Below are 17,221 nucleotides of genomic sequence, written 5' to 3' on the forward strand. Positions count from 1 at the left end.
CGGATCATTCTGCCGGAGGGGTGGGCCCGCCGCCGTAGTTGGGGCCGTGGGCCGCCTCGTCCGGGCCGATCGAGCCGCCCGGGATGACGTCCTGGAGCGAACCGTTCTGCTCGCCCCGGGTCGGCAGCGGCATCACCGGCGGCTGCTCGGACGGGATCCGGGTCGAGGACCCGGTCCAGGCCGGCCGCAGCTCACGCTTCTGGATCGGCGCGAAGACCCGGGCGATCTCCGCCTTGTCCAGGGTCTCCCGCTCGAGCAGCTCCTCGACCAGGTGGTCGAGCACCGCCCGGTTCTCGGCCAGGATGTCGAAGGCCTCCTGGTGCGCGTTCAGGATCAGCTTGCCGACCTCCTCGTCGACCGCCGCGGCGATCTCCTCGGAGTAGTTGCGCTGACTGCCCAGGTCGCGGCCCAGGAACGGCTCACCGGAGTCCTGGCCGAACTTGATCGCGCCGAGCCGCTCGGTCATGCCGTACTGCGTGACCATCGCGCGGGCCAGGGCGGTCGCCTTCTCGATGTCGTTGCTCGCACCCGTGGTCGGGTCGTGGAACACCATCTCCTCGGCGGCGCGGCCACCGAGCATGTAGGCGAGCTTGTCCAGCATCTCCGAGCGGGTGGTCGAGTACTTGTCCTCGTCCGGCAGCACCATCGTGTACCCCAGCGCGCGACCGCGCGGCAGGATCGTCACCTTGTGCACCGGGTCGGAGTGCGGCAGCGCGGCGGCGACCAGGGCGTGACCGCCCTCGTGGTACGCCGTCAGCACCTTCTCCTTGTCCGACATCAGCCGGGTCCGGCGCTGCGGGCCCGCGATCACGCGGTCGATCGCCTCGTCCAGCGCGTGCTTGTCGATCTGGCTCTTGTTCAGCCGGGCGGTCAGCAGGGCCGCCTCGTTCAGCACGTTGGCCAGGTCGGCACCGGTGAAGCCCGGCGTCCGGCGGGCGACGGCGGTCAGGTCCGCGTCCTCCGACATCGGCTTGCCCCGGGCGTGCACCTTCAGGATCTTGTCGCGGCCCGGCAGGTCCGGCGCGTCGACCGGGATCTGGCGGTCGAAGCGGCCCGGCCGCAGCAGGGCCGGGTCGAGCACGTCCGGCCGGTTCGTCGCGGCGATCAGGATCACGCCGCCGCGGACGTCGAAGCCGTCCATCTCGACCAGCAGCTGGTTCAGCGTCTGCTCGCGCTCGTCGTGGCCACCGCCGAGGCCCGCGCCACGGTGCCGGCCGACGGCGTCGATCTCGTCGATGAAGATGATCGCCGGCGCGTTGGTCTTGGCCGTCTCGAACAGGTCGCGCACCCGGGAGGCACCGACACCGACGAACATCTCGACGAAGTCCGAGCCGGAGATCGAGTAGAACGGGACGCCCGCCTCACCCGCGACCGCCCGCGCCAGCAGCGTCTTACCCGTACCGGGCTGGCCGTACAGCAGGACGCCCTTGGGGATCTTGGCGCCGACCGCCTGGAACTTGCCCGGCTCCTGGAGGAACTCCTTGATCTCGCCGAGCTCCTCGATCGCCTCGTCGGCCCCGGCCACGTCCGCGAAGGTCGTCTTCGGGGTGTCCTTGGTGACCAGCTTGGCCTTCGACTTGGCGAAGCTCATCACCCGCGAGCCGCCGCCCTGCATCGAGTTCATCAAGAAGATGAAGACCACCGCGATCAGCAGGAACGGGATCAGCGTCGAGAAGACCTGGCCGATGAAGCTCGGCTTGGGGTTCTCCACGTCGTACCGCTCGATCTTGCCCTGCTGGAACAGCGTCTGCAGCGACGTACCGAGAGTGTTGGCCTGGCCGTCGACCCAGTGCGCCCGCACCTTGGTGCCGTCGGTCTTCTCGATCCGGATCTCCTGGTCGGGGTCGATCAGGGTGACCGTCTTGATCGACTTGTCCGACGAGGTGGTGGCTTGCTGGATCAGCTGGACGACCTGGCCGGTGGGCTCGGTCTTGTACCCGGACGAGCCGGTCAGGAGCTGTCCGATCACCAGCACGCCCAGGAAGGCGACGACGATCCAGAACAGGGGTCCGCGGAAGATGCGCTTCACGTCCATGATCGAGGCTCGAGCCCCGTCCCTCCTAGCTCAGCAGGCCCGGGTGAGAGGGCCTTCGACGGTAACACCAGTCCAAGTGTCTCGTGTCGCACAAGACAACACACCACGAGGGTCACCTGACGACGGTACGGTCCGTTGTACAGGCTGTCACCAAGTCCCGCCTGGAGGGGCAGCCGGGGCTCAGGAGTAGACGTGCGGCGCCAGCGTGGCCACGCAGCGCAGGTTGCGGTACTTCTCGGCGTAGTCGAGGCCGTAGCCGACCACGAACTCGTCGGGGATGTCGAAGCCGACGTACTTGACCGGGACCGCCATCTTGGCCGCGTCCGGTTTGCGGAACGCGGTGCAGATCTCCACCGAGGCCGGCTTGCGGGACTCCAGGTTGCTGACCAGCCAGGTCAGCGTCAGTCCGGTGTCGATGATGTCCTCGACGATCAGCACGTGCCGGTTGCTGATGTCGGTGTCCAGGTCCTTGAGGATCCGGACCACACCGGACGACTTGGTGCCCGAGCCGTACGACGTGACGGCCATCCAGTCCATCTCCACGTGCCGGCTGAACGAGCGCGCCAGGTCGGCCATCACCATCACCGCGCCCTTGAGGACGCCGACGACCAGCAGGTCCTTGCCCTCGTAGTCCGCCTCGATCCGCAGCGCCAGCTCCTCGAGCTTGGCCAGGATCTCCTCCTCGGTATGGAGGATCTCGGTCAGGTCCTTCTCGATGTCCGAAGCGTCCACGGCATTAGCCTGACACACCCCGTGCCAGATGGATGAATCCGCCTCGGCGGATCGCGCGAACGGCTTGTGGCAGGTCGATCCAGCGCTGGCCGCGCCAGTCGGTGATCAGGGCGTCGACGGCGGCGACGTGACCGGCGGTCAGGTCGGTTGCCTGGCAGCCGGCCTCCAGCGCGGCCTGGCGCAGCGCGCGGGTCCGGATCGCCTGCGGTTCGGCGGCGAGCATGCCGATGTCGCAGACCACGTCCTCCTCCGTACGCCGTACTGCCGTCTCGGCGAGGTCGGCCGCCAGTGCGTCGAGCGCATCGGCGTCCGCCCGGAGCAGGCCGGCCGTCCGGGCCAGTGCCTCGGTCACACCGGGGCCCAGCGCCTCCTCGATGACCGGGAGCACCTCATGCCGTACCCGCACTCTTCTGTACTGCGGGTCGTCGTTGTGCGGGTCGTGCCACGGCCGGAGCCCGGAGGCGATGCAGGCGGCAGCCGTCGCTGCACGTGGAACCTCCAGCAGCGGCCGCCTGAGCAGTCCGGCCACCGAGGCCATCCCAGCGAGCGACCGCGCACCAGAGCCCCGAGCCAGGCCGAGCAGGACCGTCTCCGCCTGGTCGTCGCGCGTGTGAGCCAGCAGTACGACGTCCGCCCCGAACGCGTCGGCCGCGTCGCGCAGCGCGTCGTACCGGGCTGTCCGGGCCGCACCCTCCGGCCCGCCGTTGGTGCCGACCTCTACCGCTCGCACCTCGACCGGGTCGAGGCCGAGCGACCGGCACTGCTCAGCCGCCACCGCAGCCACATGCGCCGAGTCGGCCTGCAGCCCGTGGTCCACGATCACCGCACCGGCCCGCAGACCCAGCTTGGGAGCCTCGAATGCGGTAGCCGCCGCGAGCGCCAGCGAGTCGGCCCCGCCTGAGCAGGCGACCAGCACCGTGGTCCCCCGCGGCAGGTCGGCCAGGCCGAGCCGGACCGCCTCGCGCGTCCGCGCGACGGCCGGATGGAGCCGGCCACGACGTTCCGCCACCAGCTGTTCCCCAGAGGAGGGGGAGGGCGGCGGGCCGCCGGGCTCATCCGTGGAGTCGGCTGATCCAGGCATCGGGGTTGGCGATCTCGTTCTTGGTGGGGAGCGTGTTCGGACCGGTCCAGACCCGGTTGAAGCCCTCCATGCCGACGCGGTCGACCACCCGGCGGACGAAGGCGGCGCCGTCCTGGTACTGCCGCATCTTCGCGTCCAGGCCGAGCAGCTTCTTCAGCAGCTGGTCCACCGGGTTCCCACTCGAGCGCCGGGAACTGAACTTCGACCGGATCGTCTCCACCGTCGGGATCACCGACGGGCCGACGCCGTCCATCACGAAGTCCGCGTGGCCCTCCAGCAGCGACATCACCGCGGTCAGCCGGTCCAGCACGGCCCGCTGCTCCTGCGACTGCATCAGGTCGACCAGGCTCAGGTCGGCCTCGCCCTTCACCGACCGGCCCAGCCGCTGCACGGCCTCGCGGAACATCGCGGCGTACGCCGACGCGTCCAGCTCCGCCTGGTCCAGGAACAGCGCGATCTCCGACCGCAGGTGGTCCCGCAGCCACGGCACCGCGGTGAACTGCACCCGGTGGGTCTCCTCGTGCAGGCAGACCCACAGCCGGAAGTCCCGCGGTACGACGCCCAGCTCGTTCTCGACGTGCATGACGTTCGGCGCGACCAGCAGCAGCCGCCCGGTCAGGCCGGGGCGGTCCGGGTCGGGCTCTGCCGGGTAGAACGGGTCGAACTGCCCCAGCACCCGGGAGGAGAGGAAGGCGAGCAGCGCACCGGCCTCGATCGCGGTGACCCGGGAGCCGACCGCGGACGACAGCCCACCGGTCTTCTCCTGCTTCTCCCGCAGCTTGTCGGCCAGCGGCGCCAGGACGGTCTTGAACCCGTCGGCGTTGGCCTGCACCCAGCCCGGCCGGTCGACGATCACGACCGGAGCCGTGGCGGACGTGGCCTGCAGGCCGGTGAAGTCGCGCACGTGGTGCTCGGACTCGGCGGCGAACTGCCGCAGCTCGGCGACCACCTGGTCCGCCTCGGCGCGGCTGACCACCGGGCCCGGACGCAGCAGCTTCCGGGCCACACCGGTCGCCAGCTGCCAGTCGACCATCTCGGCCGTGGTCCCACCTTCAGCCGTACTCATACATCGACCCTAGTGGCATGTTCCAACATGCGCTTCCTAAACAGCACACCCACACGTAGCCAATGCGGCTACTGCTCTGTCCAGGGCAGCTCTGGCCTCCAACGGCTTGTCAGCCGGTACGGCGTCAGTAGCCACCGCAAACACCAGCAGCGAGCCAGTCCTGGTACGAACCAGGCCGGCCAGCGAGTGCACTCCGGTCAGCGTCCCCGTCTTGGCCCGCACCAGCCCGGTCCCACCCGCCGTACCGGGCCCGGCGAACCTCTTCTCCAGGCTCCCGGTGAACCCAGCTACCGGCAGCCCGCTGATCAGGTGCCGCAGCTCCGGCTTGGCCACCGCCACCCGGACCGCCCCGGCGAGCACGTCGAGCGGCACCTGGTTCGTCCGCGACAGCCCGCTGCCGTCCTCGATCCGCGCCTTGCTCATGTTCAGCCCGAGCTTGGTCAGCGTCTCCCGCAGCCCCTTGAGCCCGCCGGTGTACGAGCCACCGTTGTCGGTCGCCAGCCCGACGTGCCGCAGCAGCACCTCGGCGCCGTCGTTGTCGCTGTGCAGGTTCACGTACTCGACGATGTCCCCGACCGGAGCCGACCGGACCTCGCTCACCTTTTCGGCGGTGGCCGGAGCCTTCACCGGCTTCACGCTCGCGCCCACCTTGATCCCGGCGGCCCGCAGCAGCTTCGCGAAGGACCCGGCGGCCGCAGCGGCCGGCGACGGCGCCCGCTTCGCCATCCCCGGGCTCAGCCGGCCCTCGTTCACCCAGAGCGCCGAGGTCGGAGCGGCGATGCCCTCGGGGATGTAGTTCGCCTGCCACTTGGCGTTGGCCGCCGGGCCGCTGAACAGCGACGCGTCGTACCCGAGGGTGACCGTGGTGACCCCCTGCTCGCGCAGCGACTTCGCCGTACTGGTCGCGAGGTCCTGCAGCGTGGCCCGGACCGGGAAGTCGAGCGGGTCCTTGGACCGCTTCACCGTCAGCAAGGGGTCACCGCCGCCGACCAGGACCAGCGAGCGCCCGCTCAGCACGGTCGACGTGGTGAACCAGTGATCCGGGCCGAGCGTCTCCAGCGCCGACACGGTGGTCAGCAGCTTCAGCGTGGACGCCGGGACGTACGGGCGCGTCGTACCGACCGAGTAGATCGTCTTGTTCCGGGAGGCGTCGAACACCGTCGCGCCGTAGTGCTTGCCGAGCGACGGGTCGGCCAGCGCGGCCGCCAGGGCCTTCCGCACGCCGGCAGCGGTCGGCGCGACGCCCTCGGCCTTCGCCGGAGCCAGTACGACGGGCGCCGCCGTACCAGCTGTGCGACTGGTCACATGCTGCGACGAAGCAGGCACCGCCTGCGCCGCACTCACCAGTCCGGCGAGCGCGGCTCCTGCGGCGAGCGTGACGAACACCGCACGGGGAGGACGGGCCACCAGGCTGCTCCTGTCATTTGGTCGGTCCGAACCGTGACAGTATCTGCCGTATGGAGTTCGACGTCTTCATCGAGATCCCCAAGGGCACCCGCAACAAGTACGAGCTGGACCACAAGTCCAACCGGCTGCGGCTCGACCGCACCCTGTTCACGGCCACGCAGTACCCCTCCGACTACGGGTTCATCGAGGACACCCTCGGTCAGGACGGCGACCCGCTGGACGCGCTGGTACTGCTGACCGAGCCGACCTTCCCGGGCTGCCTGATCCGCGCCCGGGCGATCGGCATGTTCCGGATGACCGACGAGAAGGGCCCGGACGACAAGGTCCTCTGCGTCCCGGCCGGTGACCCGCGCCAGGAGCACCTGCGCGACATCCACCACGTGCCGGAGTTCGACCGGCTCGAGATCCAGCACTTCTTCGAGGTCTACAAGGACCTGGAGCCGGGCAAGTCCGTCGAGGGCGCCAGCTGGGTCGGCCGGTCCGACGCCGAGGCCGAGGTCACCGCGTCGTTCGAGCGCCTGAAGACCGACCACCACTGACCTGCGGTACGCCGCGAAGACCTCCGCTGGATCCAGCGGAGGTCTTTGCCATGCCCTGCCGATCCGCCCCGAACTCGTCAGCGCGAGGTCGGGGCTCGTCAGCGCGAGGTCTGCCAGGGAAGGCTAGTTCCTGGGCGGCGGCTCGTGCCGTTCGCGCAGTTCCTCGTTGGCCCGGAGCGCCTCGGCCAGCTGGTCCTCCAGCAGGATGATCCGGCAGGCGGCGTCCAGCGCCGTCCCCTGGTCGAGCAGCTCACGCGCCCGGGCGGCCAGCCGCAGCTGGTGCCGTGAGTAGCGCCGGTGCCCGCCGTCGGAACGCTGCGGCGTGATCAGCTTCGCCTCGTCGAGGCTACGCAGGAAACCGGGCGTCGTACCGAGCATCTCGGCCGCCCGGCCCATCGTGTAGGCGGGATAGTCGTCGTCGTCGAAATGGGTCGGCCCGGTGCTCTGGGCTGAACTCATCGGCTCTCCGTACTCACTCTGCGGTCGTCGAGCGCTCGCGAAAGGGCCCCGGTGCGCGAGCACCGGGGCCGAGGTTCGGATTCTTTCACCATCTACCGGCCGTCAGGCCGGCCTTGATCACTGACCGCGTAACCGAAGACCACCTTCTTCCGATGGAACCGACGGTGGAGACCCAGCCTCCTTGCCCTCGACTTCTTCTTCCAACGCCAGAAACACTACTCCCGGCATCCGCCAAAGTCTACGGTCGCCGCCACAGGTTTTCCGCGACCCTCACCTGAGCTTCGGACATCGCCTGCAGCTAGCTGCAAAGCCCTCCCGGTCACCCGGAGTCCCCGGTAGGTTGCCGACCGTCCGGACATTCCGACGGAGGGGACCGCCCGCATGACCTGGAAACGTCTGACCCGACCGGCAGCCGCCGGCTCCGCCCTGCTCCTGCTGGCCGCCGGACTGGTGTCCCAAGCGGCCGCGGCAGAACCGCAGCGGACCAGGGAGATCACCTGGTCGCCCTGCGCCGAGGCTCCGGCGCTGTCCTGCGGCACCATCACCCTCCCGGTCGACTGGGCCAAGCCGAACGGCGCCACCTTCGAGCTGGCACTGGCCAAGCGTCCCGCCGACGACCCGGCGTCCTCCAAGGGCCCGCTGTTCATCAACCCGGGTGGCCCGGGCGGCTCCGGCGTCAGCATGGCCTTCGGCGCCGGCGCCCAGTTCAGCCCGGCTGTCCTGCGCAGTTTCGACATCATCGGCGTCGACCCGCGCGGTGTGGCCCGCAGCCACCCGGTGGTCTGTACGGCGACCGCCCTCGACCGCCCCGGCTACACCGTGCTCCCGCGGACCCCTGCCGAGTACACCGCGCTCACGGCGTACAACAAGCAGCTTGCTGCCGACTGCCGCCAGCAGACCGGCCTGCTGTACGACCACGTCGACTCCGTGTCCGTGGCCCGCGACCTCGACGCGGTCCGCGCCGCGCTGGGGGCCGACAAGCTCAACTGGTACGGCGCGTCGTACGGCACGCTGATGGGCCAGATGTACGCCGAGCTGTTCCCGCACCGCATCCGCAGCATGGTCAACGACGGCAACATGGACCACAGCCTGGGCAAGTGGCCGTTCCTCCTCAGCGAGGGCGCCTTCGCCGAGGACTCGTTCGAGCAGTTCGTGAAGTGGTGCGGGCAGAGCCCCAACTGCGCGCTGAACGGCCAGGACGTCCCCAAGCTGTACGCCGAACTGCTCGCCAAGGCCGACGCCGGCGAGCTGGTCGACCCCGCCGACGGCACCAAGGTCAGCACCTGGGCTCTGCTCGACGTGACGCAGTTCTACTTCAGCCGACCCCGCTGGGTGCAGCTCGGCCAACTGCTCGCCTCACTCCACAGCGGCAAGCAGACGGCCACCACACTCCGCTCCGCCAAGTCGGAGCTGGCCACGACCCGCGGCCCCCAGCGGCAGGCAACCGACGAGCTGGTGGAGGACGTCCGCCCGCATTTCTGCCAGGACTGGTCGGTGCCCGTCAGCGACTTCCGCGAGCTGGACGCGATGTACAAGACCAGCCTGAAGGTCGCCCCCAACATGCGCGCATCGGTCTTGGCCCTGTCGTCCATCACGTCGTGCATCGGCCTCCCGAAGGTCAACAACCCGCAGCACCGCCTGAACGTCAAAGGCGCCCCGACCATCCTGATGCTGAACGGCATCCACGACCCAGCCACCGGCTACGCCTGGGCCCTCAACGCCAAACAGCAGCTCGGCAAAGGCGCCGTCCTGGTCACCTACGAAGGCGCCGGCCACGTCGTCTACAGCCGCACGGCCTGCACCCGAGCAGCAGCCGACAACTACCTACTCGACCTCACCGTCCCGCCCAACGGCACCCGCTGCGCCGCCAACAACCCAGCTCTGACCACACACACCCAGGACCCGCCCAACACCACCGCTCGCTGGTGAGCCTTCCGGTATTACGCATTGCACACTACCCTGGATCGCAGAACATCTCCGGGAGGCTTGTGTGACAACGACCGACACCGCGAACGGCTACCTGCTGCGCGTCCGCGCCGAACTTGCCGACCTGCCGCCGGCCGAGCTCGAAGCGGTGATGGACGACATCGCCGCACACCTGACCGAGCTGGCCGAGGAACTACCGGCGCAGGAGCTCCTGGAGGTTCGGCTGGGCGCTCCGCGGCAGTACGCCGATCAACTGCGTGCCGCTGCCGGTTACCCACCCAGGCCGGAGAGCTCCGACCGCGGCACCGGGGCGCTGCTCTGGGTGGCCCTTTCGACCGTACTGACGCCTCTTCTGCTGGTCGCCTGGTTCGCCACCGACCCCGTCTCCTCCGCCACGGTCTTCGGCTGGCTGGTCCTCGGCCTCGCTCCGGCCGCCCTGGGATTACTTGCCCTGGGCAAGCATGATCCGGCCGTCGTCACGGGGACCTCGCTCTGGCGGCGGCACGAGCGCCGGATCCGCCGGTACCACGCGCTGCTTCCGACCGGGCTCCAGCGCGATCTGGTCGCTGTCGGCCAGCCCTTCTGGTGGGTGCTGCGCGGCGCTCTCGGCGGCATCGCCCTGTACGGCGTACTGGCGCGCAGCACCGATGCCGGTCCGCTGCTCGTCGCCGCGACGGTGGGCGCCCTGCTCTCCGTTCGCGTCGGCCGGATCACCCAACGCGACCGTCGCTGGCTCTGGCTGGTCATCCCGCTCAACGCTGTCGCCGTCCTGGCCGTTGCCATCCTTCTGATCGGCGGGAGCACCGCGTGGGGCTGGGACGGCTACAGCTTCAGCGGCGTCCACCGCATCCGCTACTAGCTCGTCGAGCTACCAGCCGATCAGCGAGTACGACGGCAACTGGTGGCGCTCGGCCGGCTCCTCGACGAGAGCGACCTCCGGGCGCGTCTCGCCGGCGGGGCCGTTGGCCGCCTCCTGTTTCGGAGCCGGGCGGCGGCGGGTGAGGACTGCGGCGAGGCGTGTTCGGTGAGGGGTCTGGGTCATCAGCTACCACCGTTCTGCTGGGCATCGGCTCAGGTGCGGTGTCAGGGGCGGGCTGACGGTCAAAGCTGCGGCGGCCGGGACATCGCGCCGCCGCAGCGGTTTCAGGGGCGTCCGAAGAAGTCGGGGTCTTCCCAGTAGTAGACGCTGTCGATGGTGACCGGGCGGCCGGGCCGGGGGGCGTGCACCATCCGGCCACCGCCCAGGTACATCGCGACGTGGAAGATCGTGCCGGGGTCGCTCGCGTTCTCGCCCCAGAAGATCAGGTCGCCGGGGCGCAGCTCGTCCTCGGAGATGTGCCGCACCTGCTCGTACTGCGCGACGCTGTAGTGCGGCAGCTGGACGCCGGCCTTCTTCCACGCCTTCATGGTCAGGCCGGAGCAGTCCCACGAGTCCGGACCGGCGGCCGCCCAGACGTACGGCTCACCGAGCTGGGACAGCGCGAACGCGACCGCGGCCGCCGCGCCCTTGCGGCTGGGCGTGTTGCCGCCGCCACCGTTGCCCGGTCGCTCGATCTTCGGCTTCGGCTTCTTCTTCGGCGGCTTGGTGCCGTGCTTCTGGGCCTCCTCACGCTCCTCCCGGTCCTTGCGGGCCTGCTCGGCCGCGGCCTCGGCCCGCTCGGCGGCCTCCTTGGCGGCGATCCGCTTCCGGAGCTCCTCGGCCTTCTTCGCGGCGAGGGCGGCGGCTCGCTGGCGCGCAAGCTCTTCGAGTCCCCGCTGCCGCTGGTCGGCCACTTGGTACGACGTACTGCGCAAGGTCGCCAACTGGGCGATCTGTTGCTTGCGCTGGGCACCGATCGAGGCGACGGCCGAGGCCTGGTTCGCCTCGGCGGCCTCGGCGGCCTTCTTGGCCTTGGCCGCATCGTCGGTCGCGGCCTGCACCTTGGTGACGGCCGTGTCGGCCTGCACCTTGAACGCGTTGCTGACCACCTGGGTCGCCGTGAACCGCAGGTACGAGCCCTGCATCGCCTGCGACACCGAACGTGCCGCACCGGCCGAGTCGAGCAACTGCTGCGGGCCGTCGGCACTCAGTAGCGGCCCAAGCTGCGCGAGGTCGCCACCACCTTGGTACGACGCCGCGGCGAACCGGCCGATCTGGCGGCGCTGGTCCGCGAGCGTCTGCGCCGCCTTCTTCGCCCGGGTCGCGGCCGCGGCCGCTTCGGCCTTGGCCTTGGTGAGCCGGTAGACCGCGCCGTTGTACTTCTCGGCGGCGATACCGGTCTCCCGGCCGAGCTGCTCGAGCCGGGCGTTCGCGCCGGCCAGCTGCTGCTCGATCGCGGTGACCTGCGCGGCCTTGTCGGCGGCGGCCTTCTTCGCCGCGTCCACCTGGGACTGCGACGGGATGACCGGAGGGTCGGCCTGGGCCGGCACGGTGGTCAGGGCCATGGCACCGGTCACACAGACCGCGAGCACCCCGGAGAGCAAAGCCCTACCGGTCTTCCCAGTGCTCACGACCCGCCTGCCGGAGGTAGCCCCCGAGGGCGTCCGCATCGGGTACTTCCTTCCGCCGGTCGCGAACTCCTTCCCCAGAGTTCGCGAACTTTTGGTCCTTCTGGACCACATACGTGACACTAGTTGCCTTCAGCCCCATTGGGAACAGCTTTCCCACGAATAACTTTGTTGCACCTGCGTGTCGGCTTGACAAACTACAAGCTTGTAATTCACGCGCCCGATTTCAGTGGCCCCCAGCAACCGCTTGCCAAGGCAACGAAAAAGGTGCCCTCCGCAAGCGGAGGGCACCTTCAGAAGCAGGTCAGCGAAGGGTGAAGCTCGCGACCACCGGAAGGTGGTCGGAAGCAAGCGTCACCGGGACCGACGCCGAGGTCGGCCGGAGCCCCGCGTTGTGCAGGAGGAAGTCGATCCGCTTGGTCGGGTTGCTCGCCTCGATCGTGTAGCCAGGTCCCTTGCCGACCTGCGGCCAGGTGTCGCGCAGGACCGCGGTGAGGGTCTTGATCTCCGGCGACGTGTCGACCGCGTTCAGGTCGCCGACCAGCAGGGTCGGCCGCTTCGACGGGCCGAGCAGCTCGACCACCTTCTTGGCCTGCTCGAGCCGCTCGGCGTTGTTGTTGCTGGTCAGGTGCGTGTTCGCGAAGCGCAGTTCCTGCCCGCGGACCTTCAGCGTGGCGACGGCCAGGCCGCGCTGCTCGCCGGTCGGGTAGAGCGGCAGCAGCGTGTTCTTGAAGTCCTTGATCGGGAAGCGCGACAGCACCGCCGTCCCGTACTGCCGGCGCGGCTCACCGGCGTTGACCGGCGGCAGGTCGAGGTTCGGCGCGAACCGGTAGTGCATCTTCAGCCGGCGCGCGAGCCAGGCCGCCTGGTCGACCCAGTTGCTGCGGACGTCCCAGTGGTTGTCGACCTCCTGCAGCCCGACGACGTTCGCGCCGGAGGACTCGATCACCTTCGCGATCCGCTCCAGGTCGAGCACGCCGTCCACACCGGCGGCGTGGTGGATGTTGTACGTGATCACCTTCAGCGTCCGGTCGTCGTGCCGCGGACTCGCCGCGGCGGCGGTCGGCAGCACCATCAGCAGTCCCGCGACAGCGGCGAGCAGACTCTTGGGAAGAATGCGCATGGCCTCAATCCTGGTCGAACCGATGCGACCCCGGTACGTCGTCCGGGTGTCGCCGAGCTGAACAAAACCGGGTCACCGGGTCAAACGACCGACCGCACCCTTCGCACCGGAGGCCCAGCAGCCGGCCTGACGCCCGTGTCCCGCGCACTCCACGCTGTCGAAGTTCGCGTCGGAGAACTGCGTCCAGTGGTGCCCACCGTCCAGCGAAACGTCACTCCCCGACGGCCCGACCGCCACCACGGTCGCCAGCGTCCCCGGCACGAAGGCCGACCCGCTGCGGTACCCCTTCGGCGCCTGCGCGGCCGGGATCAACCGCCAGCTCCGACCACCGTCGTACGTCACCGACGCCGCGCGCACCGCCTCGGTCGGCTTCTCGAAGTCGCCACCCAGCGCCACGCCGTACAGCGGGCCACGGAACGCCAGCGTGAAGATCCCCGCCGCCGCACCGCTCGCCATCGGCGAGTCCGTCACCTTCCACGTCCGGCCGCCGTCGACGGTCCGGAAGACCCGCGGCCGGTCGCCGCCGCCGGTCGCGAACCACGCCGTCCGACCAGCACCGGCCACCAGACACGTCCCGGAAGCAGCGAAGGCGAACTCGCCCGGCAGCGCCGCCGGCATCCCGGCCGACGACTGCACCTTCCACGACTTGCCGCCGTCCGACGTACCGGCGATCCGGAACTTCCCGCCGACCGGATCGCTCAGCGCGAGCCCGTGCCGGGAGTCGTTGAAGTCCAGGCAGTCGTAGAACGCGGTCGGCTCGGTGTTCCGGAAGGTCTCGGTCCAGTGCTTGCCGCCGTCGACGGTCCGGTAGACGCGCGAGTCCTCCCCCGGCCCGATCGCCAGTACGACGGCCCGCCGCGCGTCGAACGCCTCGACGTCACGGAACTGCAGCAGCTCCGCGCCGGCCGGGCTCACGTTCTGCCACTTCTTCCCGCCGTCGACCGTCCGCAGCACCTGCCCGGCGCTTCCGGCGATCCACGCGACGTCCTTGCTCACCGCCGCCAGCCCGCGGAACTGCGACGCGCTCCCGGTCGGCGTCAGTTCCCACTCGTACGTCGGCCGATGGCCACCGGCCGACGCCGGGGTCGTGATCATCGAGGCAGTGAGCAGGACTCCGGCCGCGAGCGCGGCGATGCGCAGGGTCTTCATGATCGAGAAAGCTAGTACAAGCCCCCGGCAAGTACGAGCCCTTGCCGCCGTCCCGCAGCCGCTGTCACTCTGAGCACCCATCAGAAGGAGGCCCTGCGTTGAACGACTCCGTACTCACCTCGGTGCTGCTGCCGATCGCCCTCGCCGTGATCATGTTCGGCCTCGGCCTCACCCTCACGGTGAAGGACTTCACCCGGGTGATGCGGATGCCGCGCGCCGTACTTGTTGCCCTGGGCACCCAGGTGCTGCTGCTGCCGATCATCTGCTTCGGCCTGGTCAAGGCGTTCGGCCTGGCCCCGGCGCTGGCGGTCGGCATGATGCTGCTGGTCGCCTCTCCCGGCGGTACGACGGCCAACCTGTTCAGCCACCTGGCCGGCGGCGACGTCGCCCTCAACGTCACGCTGACCGCGGTGAACTCGGTGCTCGCCGTGATCACCCTGCCGATCGTGGTCAATCTGTCGCTGAACCACTTCCTCGGCGACGGCCAGATCGGCCTGCAACCGGCCAAGATGCTGCAGGTGTTCGCGATCGTGCTGGTCCCGGTCGCCCTCGGCATGCTCGTCCGCGGCCGCAGACCGGCGTTCGCCGACCGGATGGCGCGGCCGGTCAAACTCGGCTCGATCCTCGTACTGGCCCTCGTCATCTTCGCGGCCATCTTCACCGAGCGCGACAACGTGCTCGACTACCTGGTCGAGGTCGGCCTGATCGCCCTGCTGCTCAACGTGATCAGCCTGGCCGTCGGGTACGCCGTACCGAGGCTCACCGGTCTGGCCGAGCGCCAGTCGATCGCCTGCTCGATGGAGATCGGCATCCACAACGCCACCCTCGCGCTGACCATCGCCCTCAGCCCGTCCCTGCTCGGCAGCAGCGAGATGTCCATCCCGGTCGCCGTCTACGGCATCGTGATGTTCTTCCCCACCACCGCCTTCGCCTACTACCTCAGCCGCCGCGGCACCCGCCCGGGGAACGACGTGCTCCCCGGACGGGCGACCGCCTAGGCGAGCTTGAACGACTGGGCGGCGGACCCGTTGCAGGTCAGCTGGACCAGTTGGACCGAGTCGGCGGTCGAGCCGCCGGGGACGGTCAGGCACTTGCTGCTGTGCCGGCTGACGAAGTGGAAGTAGCCGGCGCCCTCGGCGACGGCCTGCCACTGCTGGTTGGTGCCGTTGCTGTACGTCCACAGTTGCAGGCCGGCGTTGTCGGCCGCGGAGACGCCGGTGATGTCGACGACCTTGGTCGCGTCGTTGCGGTTGTTGATCCGGACGAACCCGCCCGACGTCGGCTGGAACTGGTACTGCTGCGCGGTCGAGGCGTTGCACGCGTACTGCTGCACGACCGTGCCGTTCGCCGTCGCGGCGGCGCGGGCGTCGACGCACTTGCCGGTCGCCTTGTTCGTCGCGGTGTACCAGGTGTTCGGCTCGGGCTGACCGGTCGGCGGGTCGACCGGCGGCGTACCACCGCCGCCCATCCACTTCAGCGAGTCCATCACGAAGGTGTTCTGGGCCGCGCTGTCGAAGGTGGACGACAGCCGGGTGTTGGTCTCGTAGTTCATCGCGTTGTGGCCGAAGTTGGCGTAGACCATCTTGAAGTTCTTGTTCGACCAGACGATCGGGTGGTAGCCCGAGTACCAGGTCTGGTTCGGGTCCGTGCCGACCGGATAGCTGCCCGGGTCGATCGCGGCCAGGATCTGGATGTTGGCATTGGTGCGCAGGTCGTTCTGCCAGCCGTACCACTCACTGACCGACGAGCGGAACGTCGCGCCCGTGTTCACCAGGGCCGGGTGCGTCCGGTTCTCCGTGCGCAGGTTCACCGCGGTCGGCCCCCAGGTGTTGGTCTGGAACCGGCCGGTGCCGAGGAAGGTCTGGTAGTACCACGGCCAGCTGGCCGTCTGCGCGTCGTTGTACGCCGAGACGTGGAAGCCGAACCACCCACCGCCGTTCTCCATGTAGCGCTGGAACCCGGTCCGCTGCGACGCCCCGGTCGGCGCGCCGTCGAGGAACATCACCACCTGGTACTGCGAGGCGCTGAGGTTGTTCAGCCGGTTCCAGTCGTTCGTGGCGGTGTAGGTGAAGCCGTTCTGCGCCGCGAACTGCGGGAACCGCTGGTTGGCCTCCTTGACGAAGTCGATGTGCGCGGCGTCCCAGTTGCCGTTGTAGAAGGCCAGCACGTTGAAGGTCGCTTGAACCTGCTGCTCCTGCTGGACCTTGGCCTGGGCAGCGGGCACCGAGGCGAGCAGCAGGAGGCCCACGACCAGGGCCAGGATTCTGGGCAGGAAGGAATGTCGGACGAAAGGCATGGGGGCGGTCCTTTCCGAGGAAAATTCAGGACTTAAACTAACTTTCAGTTTTAGCCCCTGCAAGCCCTTTCCAGAAGTTTCCTTCGTTAGTCCCCAGCACCGTCAGCAGCTGCAGCCGCTCGGCGCTCTCGCTGCCCGGCGCGGCGGTGAAGACCACCAGCGTCTGCTGCTGGTCGCGGTTGTCGATCACCTCGCAGTACAGCTCCAGCTCGCCGACGACCGGGTGATCGAACCGCTTCGTCCGGCTGTGCGTCACGCCGACCTCGTGCCGCTCCCAGAGCTCGGTGAACTCCGGGCTGAGCTTCTGCAGCGCCCGGACGATCGAGGCGGCGTACGACTTCGGGCCGTCGGCGGTGAACACGCCCCGCAGCATCGAGACCAGCATCCGGCTGTGGTTCGTCCGGTCCGGCTCCTGGTAGAGCACCCGTCCCGAAGGGTCGGCGAACCAGCGGTAGATCTCGCTGCGGTCCATCCCCTCGCGGTTGGTCTGCTCACCGGCGAACGCGACGTGCGCCGGTGTCTGCGCGAGCGTCTCCCCGCAGCGGTTGAGCAGCAGCGCGGGCGTGTCCCGCGGCCGGTCCATGATCCGCAGCATGCCCGGGTCGACGTGGCAGGCCCGCGTCGTGCGCGGCGGTACGCCGTGCCCGGCGAGCACGAACAGGTGGTCGCGCTCCTCCAGCGTCAGCCGCAGCGCGCGGGCGATCGAGCCGAGCATCTCGACCGACGGTTGGGGCCCTCGGCCCCCTTCGAGGCGGCTGTAGTAGTCGGTCGACATCGACGCGAGCGCGGCGACCTCCTCGCGCCGCAGGCCCGGCGTCCGGCGGCGCCGGCCGCGCGGCATCCCGACGTCCTCGGGTTGCAGGGCTTCCCGGCGCTTGCGCAGGAAGTCGGACAGTTCGCCGTACTCCATGACTCCAGGTT

Annotated in this window: 16 protein-coding genes; 4 read left to right on the forward strand and 12 right to left on the reverse strand. The window is 69.5% G+C overall.

The features are described 5' to 3' along the window. Nucleotides 1-4 precede the first annotated feature (4 nt). The 5 genes from ftsH to dacB form a co-directional block, all read right to left on the reverse strand. Nucleotides 5-2,035 (reverse strand): ATP-dependent zinc metalloprotease FtsH, encoded by a 2,031-nt coding sequence (gene ftsH, locus HDA39_RS26365; protein WP_184799475.1) that lies wholly within the window; start codon nucleotides 2,033-2,035, stop codon nucleotides 5-7. Between the two features lie 180 nt (nucleotides 2,036-2,215). Further along, nucleotides 2,216-2,767, reverse strand: a complete 552-nt coding sequence (hpt, locus tag HDA39_RS26370; protein ID WP_184799477.1) for a hypoxanthine phosphoribosyltransferase — start codon at nucleotides 2,765-2,767, stop codon at nucleotides 2,216-2,218. A gap of 4 nt (nucleotides 2,768-2,771) precedes the next feature. After that, entirely contained in the window at nucleotides 2,772-3,776 is a 1,005-nt protein-coding gene (tilS, locus tag HDA39_RS26375) for a tRNA lysidine(34) synthetase TilS (protein WP_337925901.1), read from the reverse strand. Nucleotides 3,777-3,819: 43 nt separating this feature from the next. Next, nucleotides 3,820-4,914, reverse strand: a complete 1,095-nt coding sequence (locus HDA39_RS26380) for a zinc-dependent metalloprotease (RefSeq protein WP_238356152.1) — start codon at nucleotides 4,912-4,914, stop codon at nucleotides 3,820-3,822. A 36-nt stretch (nucleotides 4,915-4,950) separates the two neighbouring features. Next, complete coding sequence (gene dacB / locus HDA39_RS26385) at nucleotides 4,951-6,321, reverse strand: D-alanyl-D-alanine carboxypeptidase/D-alanyl-D-alanine endopeptidase (protein ID WP_184799505.1); 1,371 nt, start codon at nucleotides 6,319-6,321, stop codon at nucleotides 4,951-4,953. 50 nt (nucleotides 6,322-6,371) lie between these two features. Between dacB and HDA39_RS26390 the strand changes: the two genes are divergently transcribed. Next, nucleotides 6,372-6,860 carry an inorganic diphosphatase gene (locus tag HDA39_RS26390; RefSeq protein WP_184799507.1) on the forward strand — a complete coding sequence of 163 codons (489 nt, stop codon included), beginning with the start codon at nucleotides 6,372-6,374 and terminating at the stop codon, nucleotides 6,858-6,860. 123 nt (nucleotides 6,861-6,983) lie between these two features. Here the strand turns inward: HDA39_RS26390 and HDA39_RS26395 are convergent, their stop codons facing one another. Beyond that, on the reverse strand, nucleotides 6,984-7,319 hold the full coding sequence (locus HDA39_RS26395) for a MerR family transcriptional regulator (protein ID WP_184799509.1): 336 nt from the start codon (nucleotides 7,317-7,319) through the stop codon (nucleotides 6,984-6,986). A 381-nt stretch (nucleotides 7,320-7,700) separates the two neighbouring features. Here HDA39_RS26395 and HDA39_RS26400 point away from each other — a divergent pair, with 381 nt between their 5' ends. Together HDA39_RS26400 and HDA39_RS26405 are read left to right on the forward strand one after the other, a co-directional pair. Further along, nucleotides 7,701-9,248 carry an alpha/beta hydrolase gene (locus HDA39_RS26400; protein WP_184799511.1) on the forward strand — a complete coding sequence of 516 codons (1,548 nt, stop codon included), beginning with the start codon at nucleotides 7,701-7,703 and terminating at the stop codon, nucleotides 9,246-9,248. Nucleotides 9,249-9,309: 61 nt separating this feature from the next. Continuing rightward, complete coding sequence (locus HDA39_RS26405; protein WP_184799513.1) at nucleotides 9,310-10,104, forward strand: HAAS signaling domain-containing protein; 795 nt, start codon at nucleotides 9,310-9,312, stop codon at nucleotides 10,102-10,104. Between the two features lie 9 nt (nucleotides 10,105-10,113). On the opposite strand, the gene HDA39_RS26410 is transcribed toward HDA39_RS26405, so the two are convergent. From HDA39_RS26410 to HDA39_RS26425, 4 genes are all read right to left on the reverse strand, one after another. Continuing rightward, on the reverse strand, nucleotides 10,114-10,287 hold the full coding sequence (locus tag HDA39_RS26410; protein ID WP_184799515.1) for a hypothetical protein: 174 nt from the start codon (nucleotides 10,285-10,287) through the stop codon (nucleotides 10,114-10,116). A gap of 101 nt (nucleotides 10,288-10,388) precedes the next feature. After that, a complete protein-coding gene (locus tag HDA39_RS26415) occupies nucleotides 10,389-11,735 on the reverse strand; it encodes a C40 family peptidase (RefSeq protein ID WP_337925902.1) in 1,347 nt (448 codons plus the stop codon). A gap of 301 nt (nucleotides 11,736-12,036) precedes the next feature. After that, complete coding sequence (locus tag HDA39_RS26420) at nucleotides 12,037-12,855, reverse strand: endonuclease/exonuclease/phosphatase family protein (RefSeq protein WP_184799519.1); 819 nt, start codon at nucleotides 12,853-12,855, stop codon at nucleotides 12,037-12,039. Nucleotides 12,856-12,927: 72 nt separating this feature from the next. Continuing rightward, on the reverse strand, nucleotides 12,928-14,004 hold the full coding sequence (locus HDA39_RS26425) for a beta propeller repeat protein (RefSeq protein ID WP_184799521.1): 1,077 nt from the start codon (nucleotides 14,002-14,004) through the stop codon (nucleotides 12,928-12,930). A 98-nt stretch (nucleotides 14,005-14,102) separates the two neighbouring features. On the opposite strand from HDA39_RS26425, the gene HDA39_RS26430 reads away from it, so the two are divergent. Further along, nucleotides 14,103-15,002, forward strand: coding sequence for a bile acid:sodium symporter family protein (locus tag HDA39_RS26430; RefSeq protein WP_184799523.1), 900 nt, complete (start codon nucleotides 14,103-14,105; stop codon nucleotides 15,000-15,002). Here the strand turns inward: HDA39_RS26430 and HDA39_RS26435 are convergent. Continuing rightward, nucleotides 14,999-16,300, reverse strand: coding sequence for an RICIN domain-containing protein (locus tag HDA39_RS26435; RefSeq protein ID WP_184799525.1), 1,302 nt, complete (start codon nucleotides 16,298-16,300; stop codon nucleotides 14,999-15,001). The genes HDA39_RS26430 and HDA39_RS26435 overlap by 4 nt on opposite strands. 37 nt (nucleotides 16,301-16,337) lie before the next feature. Then, nucleotides 16,338-17,210: a helix-turn-helix transcriptional regulator gene (locus HDA39_RS26440; protein WP_184799527.1), complete on the reverse strand. Its 873-nt coding sequence runs from the start codon at nucleotides 17,208-17,210 to the stop codon at nucleotides 16,338-16,340. Nucleotides 17,211-17,221: the final 11 nt, after the last annotated feature.

The sequence above is a fragment of the Kribbella italica genome (assembly GCF_014205135.1).
In the GTDB taxonomy this organism is placed as follows: Bacteria; Actinomycetota; Actinomycetes; order Propionibacteriales; family Kribbellaceae; genus Kribbella; species Kribbella italica.

Coding starts and splice junctions, on each gene's coding strand:
- ftsH (WP_184799475.1), bottom strand. CDS start 2,035: ATGGACGTGAAGCGCATCTTCCGCGGACCCCTGTTCTGGATCGTCGTC.
- HDA39_RS26380 (WP_238356152.1), bottom strand. CDS start 4,914: ATGAGTACGGCTGAAGGTGGGACCACGGCCGAGATGGTCGACTGGCAG.
- HDA39_RS26390 (WP_184799507.1), top strand. CDS start 6,372: ATGGAGTTCGACGTCTTCATCGAGATCCCCAAGGGCACCCGCAACAAG.
- HDA39_RS26395 (WP_184799509.1), bottom strand. CDS start 7,319: ATGAGTTCAGCCCAGAGCACCGGGCCGACCCATTTCGACGACGACGAC.
- HDA39_RS26400 (WP_184799511.1), top strand. CDS start 7,701: ATGACCTGGAAACGTCTGACCCGACCGGCAGCCGCCGGCTCCGCCCTG.
- HDA39_RS26410 (WP_184799515.1), bottom strand. CDS start 10,287: ATGACCCAGACCCCTCACCGAACACGCCTCGCCGCAGTCCTCACCCGC.
- HDA39_RS26420 (WP_184799519.1), bottom strand. CDS start 12,855: ATGCGCATTCTTCCCAAGAGTCTGCTCGCCGCTGTCGCGGGACTGCTG.
- HDA39_RS26425 (WP_184799521.1), bottom strand. CDS start 14,004: ATGAAGACCCTGCGCATCGCCGCGCTCGCGGCCGGAGTCCTGCTCACT.
- HDA39_RS26435 (WP_184799525.1), bottom strand. CDS start 16,300: ATGCCTTTCGTCCGACATTCCTTCCTGCCCAGAATCCTGGCCCTGGTC.
- HDA39_RS26440 (WP_184799527.1), bottom strand. CDS start 17,210: ATGGAGTACGGCGAACTGTCCGACTTCCTGCGCAAGCGCCGGGAAGCC.